This is a genomic window from Pseudoselenomonas ruminantium, assembly GCF_900104055.1.
Taxonomy (GTDB): Bacteria; Bacillota; Negativicutes; order Selenomonadales; family Selenomonadaceae; genus Selenomonas_A; species Selenomonas_A ruminantium_C.
The window spans coordinates 1-12,954 of sequence record NZ_FNJQ01000037.1; the positions used below are offsets into that span (position 1 = coordinate 1).

The 12,954-nt window shown below is 52.4% G+C and carries 10 protein-coding genes; 7 read left to right on the forward strand and 3 right to left on the reverse strand.

What is annotated here, in order from left to right:
* Nucleotides 1-120 precede the first annotated feature (120 nt).
* Nucleotides 121-519 carry a fluoride efflux transporter CrcB gene (gene crcB / locus BLQ59_RS13085; protein ID WP_074573302.1) on the reverse strand — a complete coding sequence of 133 codons (399 nt, stop codon included), beginning with the start codon at nt 517-519 and terminating at the stop codon, nt 121-123.
* A gap of 170 nt (nt 520-689) precedes the next feature.
* On the opposite strand from crcB, the gene BLQ59_RS13090 reads away from it, so the two are divergent.
* The 3 genes from BLQ59_RS13090 (at nt 690) to BLQ59_RS13100 (ending at nt 3,614) form a co-directional block, all read left to right on the forward strand.
* Complete coding sequence (locus BLQ59_RS13090; RefSeq protein ID WP_074573303.1) at nt 690-932, forward strand: hypothetical protein; 243 nt, start codon at nt 690-692, stop codon at nt 930-932.
* Nucleotides 933-1,092: 160 nt separating this feature from the next.
* Nucleotides 1,093-2,283, forward strand: coding sequence for an anti-sigma factor antagonist (locus BLQ59_RS13095; protein WP_074573304.1), 1,191 nt, complete (start codon nt 1,093-1,095; stop codon nt 2,281-2,283).
* 104 nt (nt 2,284-2,387) lie between these two features.
* Complete coding sequence (locus BLQ59_RS13100) at nt 2,388-3,614, forward strand: DUF3298 and DUF4163 domain-containing protein (protein WP_074573305.1); 1,227 nt, start codon at nt 2,388-2,390, stop codon at nt 3,612-3,614.
* A 57-nt stretch (nt 3,615-3,671) separates the two neighbouring features.
* On the opposite strand, the gene BLQ59_RS13105 is transcribed toward BLQ59_RS13100, so the two are convergent.
* Nucleotides 3,672-5,693 carry an alpha amylase C-terminal domain-containing protein gene (locus tag BLQ59_RS13105; RefSeq protein WP_074573306.1) on the reverse strand — a complete coding sequence of 674 codons (2,022 nt, stop codon included), beginning with the start codon at nt 5,691-5,693 and terminating at the stop codon, nt 3,672-3,674.
* A gap of 395 nt (nt 5,694-6,088) precedes the next feature.
* Between BLQ59_RS13105 and BLQ59_RS13110 the strand changes: the two genes are divergently transcribed.
* The 3 genes from BLQ59_RS13110 (at nt 6,089) to rsmH (ending at nt 9,266) form a co-directional block, all read left to right on the forward strand.
* On the forward strand, nt 6,089-7,279 hold the full coding sequence (locus tag BLQ59_RS13110; RefSeq protein WP_176756811.1) for a multidrug effflux MFS transporter: 1,191 nt from the start codon (nt 6,089-6,091) through the stop codon (nt 7,277-7,279).
* A gap of 92 nt (nt 7,280-7,371) precedes the next feature.
* On the forward strand, nt 7,372-8,184 hold the full coding sequence (locus BLQ59_RS13115; protein WP_074573307.1) for a Cof-type HAD-IIB family hydrolase: 813 nt from the start codon (nt 7,372-7,374) through the stop codon (nt 8,182-8,184).
* The gene (rsmH, locus tag BLQ59_RS13120; RefSeq protein ID WP_218122910.1) at nt 8,184-9,266 is read left to right on the forward strand and encodes a 16S rRNA (cytosine(1402)-N(4))-methyltransferase RsmH; all 1,083 of its coding nucleotides are present in this window, start codon (nt 8,184-8,186) and stop codon (nt 9,264-9,266) included. The genes BLQ59_RS13115 and rsmH overlap by 1 nt, the downstream gene beginning before the upstream one ends.
* On the opposite strand, the gene BLQ59_RS13125 is transcribed toward rsmH, so the two are convergent.
* On the reverse strand, nt 9,256-11,919 hold the full coding sequence (locus BLQ59_RS13125) for an EAL domain-containing protein (protein ID WP_074573309.1): 2,664 nt from the start codon (nt 11,917-11,919) through the stop codon (nt 9,256-9,258). The genes rsmH and BLQ59_RS13125 overlap by 11 nt on opposite strands.
* Before the next feature lie 282 nt (nt 11,920-12,201).
* On the opposite strand from BLQ59_RS13125, the gene sufC reads away from it, so the two are divergent.
* On the forward strand, nt 12,202-12,954 hold the full coding sequence (gene sufC / locus BLQ59_RS13130; protein ID WP_074573310.1) for a Fe-S cluster assembly ATPase SufC: 753 nt from the start codon (nt 12,202-12,204) through the stop codon (nt 12,952-12,954).

Here is a 12,954-nt window from a genome sequence, read left to right on the forward strand (position 1 = left end):
TGCTGGCGGGTCATTTAGTGAAGTGGCGAAGAAGTATCCCCGCCTCTGCCCCACAAATCTGTAACCAATTGCGTTTAAGCACGTACCCACAAACTGCAATTTAGATAAGGCGTGCAGTGGTCATGGTTTGGCTCCTTGAATCATAACGGCAAGGTATAGTCCAAGGATAGCGGCGAGCAGGCCCAGCATGACATTGGTGGCGATATTGGTGAGGGCTAGGAAGATACTGCCGCTGCGGAGCAGAGTCAGGGTTTCCATGCTGAACGATGAAAAGGTGGTGAAGCCGCCCAGGAAGCCTACGGTCAGCAGCAGGCGCAGGGGTTCGGACAGCAGGTTGTTGGCTTTTGCCATGGACAGCAGGAAACCCATGATCATGGCCATGAGGAAACTGCCCAACGTGTTGACGAATAGGGTGCCGAAGGGAAACATCATACCAAATCTGGCGCCGATGGCGGTGGTGGCAAGGTAGCGGCAGACGGCTCCGAGGCCGCCGCCGATGAAGACATAGAATAAATGCATTTGCAGGCTCCTTTGTGTAATGGCTATGGCTTTTATAGTAGCACGAAGGTTTGTGACTGACAAGGCTGGATTGGTCATAATATGAATACAGAATACTTCCCTTACAACTATCCACAAACCATGTGTAAAGTTGTATACTGATGGTGGGATTTTGAAGGAGGATGATTCTGATGAAAAAGTATTTAGGACTGTTTTTGGGCCTGCTAGTTTGGGGCGCTTTGCTCAATCTGCAGGGCACGCCTTCCATCACGGAGGAAATTGCGGAAGAAGCGGTGGTGGCCGCGCATCCAGATACGGCTTTCTGCGAGGTGGAACGTCAGGGGAGTGACTTCCAGGTGGCATATCTGACCACTGATATGCAGCAAGGCAAGGTAACGATGGCCCAGGATGGGCATATCATAAGCATGCAGTGAGATGAAATCAAATAGGCAGGAAGTTTTGCGTGTATAAGCATGAACTTCCTGCCTGTTTTTTATTTGCTGCACTTTAAGCTTGTGGCGCTGTTTGGGCAGGATTTATTTGAAGAAAGCTAGAATTTAATCAGAATAAGTAAGAGATAAAGGGGGCGGGGTTATGGATAGATCCGTACTGGTTATTCCGTTGACCGGGAAAATAGATTCTGTCAATGCGGCGGCTGTGGGGCAGGATGTGGCACGGCTGCGGGCGGCGCAGGAGCATCGTGCACTGGTCTTTGATGCAAAGGAGCTGAGCTATATCTCTTCGGCGGGGCTGCGGGTGCTCATGCAGGCAATCAAGGAGGAGAAGGTGCAGAAGCATGAGCCGGTTTCAATGGTGGAAGTATCCCGGGAAGTTTATGATATCCTGGACATGACAGGTTTCACGGAATTCATGAAGGTGGAGAAGGTCTTCCGGGAAATCAGTCTGGAGGGCAGTGAACTCATTGCTCAAGGCTTCTTTGGCAAGGTTTACCGGCTGGATGAGGAGACGATCGTCAAGGTATATGGGGAGGGCGCGGACAGTATTCCGCTGATCAAACGGGAGCAGTCCCGGGCCCGCAAGGCTTTTGTCAAAGGCCTGCCCACGGCGATTTCCTACGATATCGTGCGGGTGGGTGAGCAGTATGGCGCTGTTTTCGAGCTTCTGCAGGCGCGGAGTTTCAATGACTGGGCCCAAGATTATGAAAAGCAGCCGGATAAAATGGAAGAACTCCTGCAGTTGTATGTGGATTGCCTGAAACAGGTTCATGCTACGGAGCTGGATCGTGGTGAGCTGCCATTGGCCCGGGATATCATGCTGGAAAATCTGGGTAGCCTGCAGGAATGCCTGTCTGCGGAAAGCATCAGTCGGATAAAGAGCCTGCTGCAGGCATTGCCTGATGATTTCCATGTGGTGCATGGGGATTTTCAGATGAAGAATGTGTTGCTCTGCGATGGGGAGCCCATGCTCATTGATATGGAATCCCTCTGCACAGGGCAGCCGCTGTTTGATTTGCAGGGGCTGTATGTGACGTATAAGGCCTTTCCGGAGGATGAACCCGGCAATGCGATGAATTTTTTGGGGATTCAGGATGGAACGGCAGCTCATATCTGGCAGAGGATTATGGAGCTGTATTTTGGGACGGAGGATAAGACGGTACTCGGGCGGATGGAGGATAAGATTCGCGTGGCGGCAGCGGTACGGTTCCTGTATTTGCTGACGGTTACGGGACTCAAGCATCATGACCTGACGCCACGGCGCATCCAGCATACCCGTGAACAGCTGGCAGAATTATTATCCCGGGTGGATTCGCTGGAACTGAAGTGATGCAGGTATACATGGAGAATATAGAGGATTCAGGCCAGGCGATGGCGAATAACGAAGCAGGTTTCCTATGCAGGCATAAAGGTTTTATGTAAGGAGGGATTCTTGTGTCAAAAGCATTTCGTCTGGCCTGTTTTTTGTGGACGGCGTTTTTCCTGCTGGTATTTACGGCTGCGGCTGACGCTGCACAGCCCCGGGCGATTGGCGGCTTGGGCAAGCAGGTGCATCAGAACAGCGATATGGGGAAGGATGCGCGGGGGGAATTTGAACTCGTGCATCTGAAATGGGCCGGCCTGACCGCGAATGAGGAGATTCGCCGGGACTATCCGCAGCTTAGTGCTGCGCTGGAGAAAATCAACCAGCAGGAGTGGCAGCGCATGCAGAAGGTCCGGGCGGAGATGAAGGTGGATGCGGCCAACTTCCGCAAGGAATCGCCCAAGTATTATCATGCGTATGTGTACGATTTCGATGTGCAGCTGCGGCGGGCGGATACCTCCGTGGTCAGCTTCCTGCAACAGGAATACACCGGTGGTAGCGGGGCCCATGGCATGTATAGCTGGCAGGGCGTGAATCTCAGTACGCTTACCGGAGCACCGATTCCCTTATCGGCGGTGGTCCGTGACCGGGAAAAACTGGCGGAGGCAATCTGCCAGCAGTTGCGGCAGGACTATCCCCGCAGTGGTTTTGGGGATTTGGATGAGAATATCCGGGAACTTTCCTACAAGGACCAACTGAACTGGACGTTAGATCCCCGGGGAGTCACGTTCTATTTCAATCCTTATGAGATTGCTTCCTATGCAGAAGGTTTGCTGATGGCGACCATCCTTTTTGAGGAGCAGCCGGATCTGTTCCAATGGAATTATCGCCAGCAGCCGGGGGCATATGCCCAGCCATTCCCTGCGGATTATAATCTCACGGCCTCTTTGCGCGATAAAGGCAAGCGGGATGTGATTCATGTCTGCTCGCAGGATGGTGCCATCCATGTGGACCTGAATGGCCGTGAAGCAGAGTTCCTGCAGGCAGAACTTACAGATCCGCAGCCGGTACTCGTGCATATGGAAGATGGCCGGAACTATCTCTATATCGATGGCATGAATCAGGATACCAGCCGCAAGACATTGGTGGTAGAATTGGGCAGGAAGTCAGTTCGCTATGTGAATGTGCTGCCCTATTCCTTCCGGCATACGCAGGCTGTATCGCCAGCCGTGCAGGTCTATTGGAACTTCCTGACGAATCCCAACGGTTTCTATTTTGACAAGACTGCGCCAATCATCACCACGTCTCATACGGATATATGTGCTGTGGGAGAAAAAGGCGAACTGACTTTCGGCTGATATGGCAGAAAAGAAGGGGCTGTGTGTTCACAGCCCCTTCTTGCTTGGAATAATATGTTATTTCTTTTTCCGCAATACGACGGCACTGCGGGCAGGAATGTAGATTTTCAGCCATTCCTTCTTGTCTTTTTCATAGAGCGGATCGAAGTTGGTCTTGTGGATGACGCTGTCGTCGGCCAGACCGTTGCCGCCGAATTCTATGGCATCGCTGTTCAGGACAACTTCATAGGAGCCTTTCGGTACCAGGAAGCCGTAGTCCGGGAAGGACTGCGTCGGGGAGAAGTTGAAGACGAAGACCAGGTTGCCACGGCTGTAGGCCAGTATCTGATCGCCATCGTTATGCCAGATTTCCACAACGGGTTCGTTCTGGAAGTTCTTCACCTTTTTCATGATGGTGAGCATTTCCCGGTCGAAGTCGCCGAGATAGTGGTAGCAAAGATTCTGGTCATCGACCAGATGCCATTGGCGGCGGGCGTATTTATAGCTCCAGCCGTTGCCCTCACGCGGGAAGTCGATCCATTCGGGATGGCCGAATTCATTGCCCATGAAGTTCAGATAGCCGCCATTGATCGTGGAAGCCGTAACCAGACGGATCATCTTGTGCAGGGCAATGCCGCGGTCTACCATGCCGTTGCGGTTGTCCTTGGAGAAATGCCAGTACATATCGGCATCGATCAGGCGGAAGATGATGGTCTTGTCGCCTACGAGTGCCTGGTCATGGCTTTCGGCATAGGAGATGGTCTTTTCATCGGCGCGGCGGTTGGTCATTTCCCAGAAGATGCTGGACGGTTTCCAATCTTCGTCCTTCTTCTCTTTGATGGTCTTGATCCAGTAATCGGGCACGTTCATGGCCAGACGATAGTCGAAGCCATAACCGCCATCCTCGAATTTGGCAGCAAGGCCCGGCATGCCGCTGACATCTTCGGCGATGGTGATGGCATGGGGCTTGATTTCATGAATCAGCTTGTTGGCCAAGGTCAGATAGCAGATGGCGTTGTCGTCCTGATGGCCGTTGAAATAATCGCCGTAGTTCATGAAGGCTTCGCCTAAGCCATGGCTGTAGTAGAGCATGGACGTGATGCCATCGAAGCGGAAGCCGTCGAAGTGGAATTCTTCCAGCCAGTACTTGCAGTTGGACAGCAGGAAGTGCAGCACATCATCCTTGCCGTAGTCGAAGCAGAGGCTGTCCCAGGCGGGATGTTCGTGGCGATCGCCGGGATAGAAGAACTGGTTGGGATCGCCGCAGAGATTGCCGAGGCCTTCCACTTCATTCTTGACGGCATGGCTGTGGACGATATCCATGATGACAGCCAGTCCCATCTTATGCGCCGTGTCAATCAGGTCCTTGAGTTCTTCCGGCGTGCCGCAGCGGCTGCTGGCGGCGAAGAAGGAACTTACATGGTAGCCAAAGCTGCCGTAGTAAGGATGTTCCTGAATGGCCATGATCTGGACGCAGTTATAGCCGTCTGCCTTTACGCGGGGCAGGATATTTTCCTTGAATTCTTTATAAGTGCCTACTTTTTCCGCATCCTGCGACATGCCGACATGGCATTCATAGATGAGCAGCGGTGCGGTGGTGGGCTTGAATTTGGCATCGTGCCAGGTGAATTTCTTGCGCGGATTCCAGACCTGCGCAGAGAAAATCTTGGTGTTTTCATCCTGTACAACGCGCTGTGCCCAGGCGGGGATGCGTTCCCCCTCACCGCCACGCCAATGGACTTTCATCTTGTACAGGTCTCCGTGCTTGATCTTGCCGGCAGGAATCTCTAACTCCCAGTTGCCGGTGCCCGGAATGTGTTTGAGCTTATAGGCTTCATCTTCCTGCCAGTTGTTGAAATCGCCGATCAGGTAGATGGCCAGGGCATTGGGCGCCCATTCGCGGAACACCCAGCCGCGCTTCTGTTTGTGCAGGCCGTAATAAAGATGACCAGAGGCAAAGTCCGATAAAGTACGTTTGCCATTCTGTGTCAGCTGATTGATTTTCCAGACTGCGTGTTCATGACGTCCCCGAATAGCATCCTCATAAGGTGCGAGCCATTCGTCATGTGCAATTAATCCTAATTGTTTGTTTTTTACCATTATTATCGCTCCAACAGGCCTGTCTGCCGGAGCCTATCCCCCTAACTTGATAAAAATTTTCCCTAACAAACAAAACTAGTATAACACATTTTTGAGAAATTCGCTCGATTTTGCCGTAGACTTGCAAAGGGGGAATTTTGCTATCCACACAGTTATCCACAGAGGTTCGGGGAGAAAGGGCGCATATACAGGCGGTTTTTCAGGCTTTTTTCAGAAAAAGAGCGACTTATCCACAGTTTCCACAGGAAAAACTGTGCACAATGTGGATAAGTGCAAGATTTATGCTAGCTGCGATATTGGTATTTTTCTGACGATTGTGGATAAGTTGCAAAGGGGGATAAATATGTTATAATGACATCTTATCAGAGTTTTGCAAGGAGGTTTCGATAAAATATATGGCAATGTCTAAAGGGAAACAGATTTGGCTGACGGTGTTCCTGGGGCTGATGACGGCGATGGCGCCTTTGGCCACGGATATGTATCTGCCAGCCCTGCCCACGGTACAGGTGGATCTGGGGATTTCGGCATCGTTGGCGCAGATGACGCTGACCATGACCATGCTGGGCATGGCTCTGGGGCAGATTTTCGCCGGCCCCATCAGTGACCGTTATGGGCGTAAGTGGCCCTTGGCCATTGGCATGGTTGTCTTTACCCTGTCTACGGTGGGGTGTGTCTGGGCGCAGGATATTATGGTATTCCTGTTCTTCCGCTTTGTTTCGGGCTTTGCGGGGGCCAGTGGCATCGTGATTGCCAAGGCCATTGCCCGGGATGTGTGTCAGGGGCCGGAACTCACGAAGTTCTTTGCCATGCTCATGATGGTCAATGGACTGGCGCCGATTATCGCGCCGGTGATTGGCGGGCAGATCCTCTTGTTCACGAGCTGGCGCGGCGTGTTTGTGGTCCTGGTGGCCGTGGGTATTTTCCAGCTTATCGCCACGCTCATCTATAAGGAAACTTTGCCGGCAGATAAACGGCTCAAGGGACTCAAGGATTCCTTTGCCAAGTTCCCCATGCTGCTTCAGAATCGGTATTTCCTGGGGCACTGTCTGGTGCAGTGCTTTGTATTCGGGGCCTTCTTTTCGTATCTTGCCGGTTCGTCATTTGTGTTTCAAAATATCTTCCATGTATCGCCGCAGATGTTCAGCCTGATCTTCGGCGGCATCGGGGCCGGGCTGATGCTTGCAGGTGCTTTGCCTGCGCGGCTGGCCGGGCGCGTGGAAGATGTGAAGATGCTGCATGTATCGCTTATGGTGCCCTTGATTGGTTCTGTGCTGTTGCTGCTGGCTTTTACTGCGGGAGCCGGTATGGCGGTTATCCTGCTGGTGCTCTTCCTGACCATTACGCCGTTGTCGGTAGTGGGTGCAGCCAGCTTTTCTTTGGCGCTCTCGCGGCAGGGGAAGAATGCGGGCAGTGCCAGTGCCCTGATTGGCTTCTTCTCCATGATCTTAGGCGGCTGTATGATGCCTTTGGTCGGGATTGCCGGTGAGAATACGGCTCTGCCGATGTGTGTGATCATGATTATGGGTTATGGGCTGGGTTATGCCGTATTCAAACTGATGATTGAACCGGAACATAGGGCTGTGTAATCCTGTTTCAAAAAGCCTGTCAGCGTATTGCCTGCTGGCAGGCTTTATGTTATATTGATTCTGTTGTTTTTCATGATGAAAGGAATGTTACGATGGAATATAAGATGATTGCTTTGGATTTGGATGGTACGCTCAATAATGATGAGAAAATCATTACACCGCGTACCCGCGAGGCGCTGATGTCGGTACAGGAACAGGGCGTGATCGTGGCGCTGGTCTCGGGCCGTCAGGCACCGGGCCTGCAGCGGGAAGCTGATGCCCTGCATCTGGAAGATTATCATGGCCTGCGTATTTCCTACAATGGCGGCCGTATTCAGGATGCCACCACGGGCAAGATCCTCTTTGATAGTGCGATTGACAATGAGACGGCGGTATCTTTCCTGCGCCATCTGGAAGCATGGCCAGAACTTTCTCCGATCGTGGATGACGGCAAGTACATCTATACTACCGATGCCAGCCGTCATAAGGTCATGGATGAGTGCCGCAACAACAATATGCAGGTGAAGATCGTGGACAATATCGCCGATGCCGTGGATTTTGCACCGGTCAAGATCCTGACGGCAGCGCCCAACGATATCCTGGTGCCGCATCTGGCTGATATCCGTCGGGGCTTTGAGGATAAGCTGTCCTTCGTACAGTCGGCGCCCTGGTTCTATGAAGCGACGATGAAGGGCGTGAGCAAGTCCAGCGCTCTGGGACAGGCTTGTGAGCAGTTGGGAATTTCCCAGTCTGAGGTCATGGCTTTTGGCGATGCCCAGAACGATATGAGCATGCTCGACTTTGCCGGTTACGGCGTGGCCATGGGCAATGCCTGTGACGAGCTCAAGGCCATGGCTGATGAGATCACGGCGACGAATAATGAAGACGGCATTGCCGTAACGCTGGAAAGGCATTTTTCTTTATGATGGAAGAGAAACAGCATAAGCGCCGCATCCACTACAGCGGTAAGTATCCCCGGCATTTTGCGGAGAAGTACAAGGAACTCAATCCGGAAAAATATGGCGACGAAGTGGCGCATGTCATCGCCAAGGGCAATACGCCGGCGGGGATGCATATCCCCATCATGGTGAACGAGATTTTGGACGTGCTGGCTATCAAGCCTGGTGAGCAGGGCTTTGATGGCACTTTGGGCTACGGCGGGCATACGCTGGCCATGCTGGAAAAGCTCGCTGGTCAGGGGTGCCTCTATAGCGGCGATATCGACCCGATTGAGTCGAAGAAGACCGAGGCCCGCATACGCGCAAAAGGTTTTGGCGAGGATATATGGCAGCTGCGCAATATGAATTTCTGTCAGATTGATGAGCTGGCCCGGGAAGTGGGCGGATTTGATTTCGTGCTGGCAGACCTCGGCGTGTCTTCGATGCAGATCGATAATCCTGAGCGAGGCTTTACCTTCAAGAGCGATGGCCCGCTGGATCTGCGGCTGAATCCGGAAGCTGGCATCACGGCGGCCGAACGCTTGGCCGATATTTCCAAGGAAGAATTGGAGGGCATGCTGCGGGAAAATGCCGATGAGCCCTATGCGGCAGAGATTGCCCGACAGATTACCCGCCGCCGCTGGCCCATCAAGACTACGAAAGAGCTCTATGAGGAAGTGGTCAAAGCGCTGGCCAAAGTGGAACTGCCGCCGGAGGTCAAAGATAAGGTCGGCTATAGCACGAAGAAACAGGCTTTGGCTCGGGAAGAACTCACGAAAAAAAGCAGTGCCCGGGTGTTCCAGGCACTGCGTATTGATATCAACCATGAATATGAAGTCCTCTATGAGTTTATGGAGAAGCTGCCGGAAGCATTGAAATCCGGCGGCCGTGTGGCCATCCTGACCTTTCATTCCGGTGAGGACCGGATTGTCAAGAAGGCCTTCAAGGCCTTCCATCAGCAGGGAATCTACAGCGACATCTCGCAGGATGTCATTCGTCCCTCCAAGGAAGAGTGCTATCGCAATAGCCGTGCTCACTCTACCAAACTGCGCTGGGCCATCAAGGCTTGAGGCTGTCCTCCAGCTTGGCAAAGAACTGCTCGGTGGGGAGAGGATGGGCGAAGAGGAATCCCTGCCCGATATGGCAGCCGGCAGCCTGGAGCAGACGCTCCTGCGCTTCGGTTTCGATGCCCTCCACCAGCACCCGCATGTTCAGGCTCTGTCCCATCTTGATTACCTGTTTGAGGATGACCAGGGAGCGTTCATTCTGTTCGGCGGACAGCAGCATGCTGCGGTCGATTTTCATGACGTCCATGGGCAGGTTCCTGAGCATGGCAATGGAGGAATACCCTGTACAAAAATCATCCATACTGAGGGCAAAGCCCATACTTTTCAAACGCCTTGTGATCTGCAGGGCGTTTTCATTTTCTGTTTTTGTGTTGAAATCGATAAAAACCGTTTCTGTCAGTTCCAGTTCCACGAGCTTGCGGGGAAGCTGATAGCGGTCGGCAATGGCCTGCATGTTGGCCAGATAGCCGCGTTCGGAGATATGAAGGCCGCTTTGGTTGACGGAGATGGGCACCACAGGTAATTTCTGCTTGATCCGTTCCTGCAGCAGGGCGCAGACGGTTTCCAGCACATAGTAATCCAGCTTCAGCGCAAAGCCGTTGCGTTCAAAGAGGCTGATGAAATGGTTGGGCATCATGAAGCCGAGTTCTGGACTCTGCCAGCGCACCAGAGCTTCGGCTCCGCAGATTTTCCGCGTGTTCAGATCGTATTTTGCCTGCAGGTGAATCTGGAATTCGCCCATTTCCAGTGCTTTTTCCATATAAAGTTCCATCTGTTGGTGCTTGATCATCTCGTCGTGCATGTTGGTGTTGAAGATGCCGATGGTCTGCGTCTTGCCGATGATCTCATTGCGGGCCATCATGGCATTGTCCATCAGCAGGCTCACGTCAAGATTGCCCTGGCGGGGAACCAGACAAAGGCCAAGTTGGTAGCTGAAGCTGGTGGGGATACCATTGACCACGACAATGCGTGAGGCCTTCTCAATCTGTTCTGCCGACTGTCGCAACGTCAGGCCGGTGGGACGCTGACAGAGCATATAGGCATGGGTGATTTCTGCAGACAGGCCGTAGCGCAGTATCCAGGGAAATCTTTTGGTTACGGCTTCCAGCGTGGTTTTGATGGATTCGGCATAGGTTTGAGGGCCGTAGGCTTCCTTCAGGAAGGCCATGCGCTGTGGGACAATGACCAATACGAACAGCTCACCTTTTTTCCGGGATTCGCTATAGTTGGCAATGGCGTTGGGCAGCTCGTTGGCGAACCAATGCAGGTTATAAATATTGACATTCTCAACCACATTTGCTTGTTGCCACAAGGCCGTGTTATGTCTGTGCCGCAGATTCAGGTAATAGAGAAGCCAGGCGATGATCAGCAGCAGCAGGCCGCCCAGCATACAGAGGGCCATGAAGGGATTGCGGTAGATGAAGGATTGCAGGGTGTCCTTGGCTTGTACGCGGTATACCTGACTGTTGACGATGCTGGTGATATCCTGCGGATCGATATGGGCGATTTCCTTGTTGAGAATCCTGAGCAGGATGGGATCGGCCGCATCGCTGATGGCCATGGATACTTTGTGACTGAATACGACATTGCCATTGGTATAGAGGTTGTAGTAGTTCCCGCGGAAAATATCGCTCTGAGCGGTGATGGATTTGACAAAGGTCATATCGGCTTCGCCATTATTGACGGCGGCCATGCAGTCGGCGACATCGGTATAATAGCGCAGCTGTTCTGGTGGAAACAGGCGCTCGATGTAGTCCTGGGTGTAAAAATGGGGACGGGCGCAGGCCACGGTAGGATTTTCTGGCAGTGATTTGTCCTTCCGCAGGACGGATACATAGTTCAGCGTCAGATAAGGGAAGGTGATGGTGGCATTATGTGCCTTGGCCCAATTGTGATCCGTATAGAAATCCATCACCAGATCGATGTCTCCATCTGTGAGGTGCTGCATCATAGTATGCTGGGTTTCTTCGGGAATCACTTTTAAGGTGATGCCCAAATCGTTTTCCACCCGTTTGATGATATCGGCAATGACACCCTGGGGCTCGCCATCCTGAAAATAAGTATAGGGGGGCTGGCGGGGGGAAACCATGGTCCGGATTACCGGGTGGGCGGCCAGATAGGCCTTTTCTTCGGCGGTAAGATTCAGGTCATTGCCCTTGACATGATACTTTTCCAACAGACTGCTGGGATATAAGGGATTGACGTTCCGGATGACCTTGATCGCTTCGATAAAGCGGTCACGCAGTTCCGGGCGGCTTTCATCGACAAGCAGCCAGCCGAACCCCTCACCTAAGGGGATGTAGAGCGTATGCGGCGGCAGGGTGGAAGGCGTGGGCAGATGGATATCGGTCAGCGGTGCATTGGGCAGGTAGACCAGATCGAGGCTGCCTGCATGCAGGCGCAGCAGATTATCCTCCAATGAACTGCGGGTGTAGGTAAGATGCACGTTTTCATAGGTGGCAATGGATTCTGCGAATTCATAGGCGGCGCCATGGTAGAGCAGCTTGCTGCCTTGCCAGAAGGTCCCAGGGGTGTCGTCGAATCCGACACGCAGGACAGGGCGCAGGAAGTCTGTTTCCTGTGCCTGAGCTGTTGGTGATAGGAATATGGTCAAGGCCATGATGGCGAACAGGTATATCCGTATCCAGGAACGCATGAAAAACCCTCCTCCTTGGGAAATTCTGCGAGATTATTCTTACACTTCCTATTCGTGATTGGGGGGGAAAATCCTGCAAGGCAAGTGGCATCATGTACTTTTCTTTTGGGTACGATAACGCGTTTGTCGTATAGAATTTATTTATAGCTGTGATTTATGTCTATTGACTTTTTTTTTTCAAGACTCTACAATAGGAGATGTTAATCCTGACAAAAATACTAAGGATTAAATGAGCGTAAGTTTTATCAGGTTTACCCTGTTCGTTAGAAGGAGAGTTTAGTAATGGCAGAGCAGCTTTTGGAAATCAAAGACCTTCATGCCGGTGTGGAGGATAAGGAAATCTTGAAGGGACTTTCCTTGTCTGTAGGCAAGGGGGAAGTGCATGTTATCTTGGGGCCGAATGGTTCGGGCAAGTCCACACTCATGAATATCATCATGGGACATCCGAAGTATACGGTGACAAGCGGTTCCATGGAATTTGAAGGCGAGGATATGAAGGAGATGAAGACCTTCGAGCGCAGCCGCAAGGGGCTGTTCCTGTCCTTCCAGACGCCGGAAGAGATTCCGGGCATCACTGTGGAGAATATGCTGCGCACGGCCAAGCAGGTCATCACGGGCGAGAAAGTGAAACTGTTGCCCTTCCGCAAGGAGCTCAAGGCGACGATGCAGGAACTCAAGATGAATCCGGAATATGCCCAGCGATATCTCAATGTGGGCTTCTCGGGCGGCGAGAAGAAGCGTACGGAAATCCTGCAGCTGTTGATGCTGAATCCGAAGCTGGCGCTGCTCGATGAAACGGATTCGGGACTTGATGTCGATGCCGTGCAGATCGTATCCGAGGGCGTGGCCAAGTTCCATAATGAAGAGAACAGCTGCCTCATCATCACGCATAATACCCGCATCCTCGAACATCTCAAGGTGGACAAGGTGCATGTACTAATGAATGGCCAGATTGTGGAAGAGGGCGGCCCGGAACTGATTGAAGATATCAATCGCCGCGGCTTCACCCATATCCTGGCAGAGCAGGAAGGGTAA

Excerpts from the sequence above, each read along its gene's own strand:
- crcB (WP_074573302.1), bottom strand. The coding sequence starts at position 519 with ATGCATTTATTCTATGTCTTCATCGGCGGCGGCCTCGGAGCCGTCTGC.
- BLQ59_RS13090 (WP_074573303.1), top strand. The coding sequence starts at position 690 with ATGAAAAAGTATTTAGGACTGTTTTTGGGCCTGCTAGTTTGGGGCGCT.
- BLQ59_RS13095 (WP_074573304.1), top strand. The coding sequence starts at position 1,093 with ATGGATAGATCCGTACTGGTTATTCCGTTGACCGGGAAAATAGATTCT.
- BLQ59_RS13105 (WP_074573306.1), bottom strand. The coding sequence starts at position 5,693 with ATGGTAAAAAACAAACAATTAGGATTAATTGCACATGACGAATGGCTC.
- BLQ59_RS13110 (WP_176756811.1), top strand. The coding sequence starts at position 6,089 with ATGGCAATGTCTAAAGGGAAACAGATTTGGCTGACGGTGTTCCTGGGG.
- BLQ59_RS13115 (WP_074573307.1), top strand. The coding sequence starts at position 7,372 with ATGGAATATAAGATGATTGCTTTGGATTTGGATGGTACGCTCAATAAT.
- rsmH (WP_218122910.1), top strand. The coding sequence starts at position 8,184 with ATGGAAGAGAAACAGCATAAGCGCCGCATCCACTACAGCGGTAAGTAT.
- BLQ59_RS13125 (WP_074573309.1), bottom strand. The coding sequence starts at position 11,919 with ATGCGTTCCTGGATACGGATATACCTGTTCGCCATCATGGCCTTGACC.
- sufC (WP_074573310.1), top strand. The coding sequence starts at position 12,202 with ATGGCAGAGCAGCTTTTGGAAATCAAAGACCTTCATGCCGGTGTGGAG.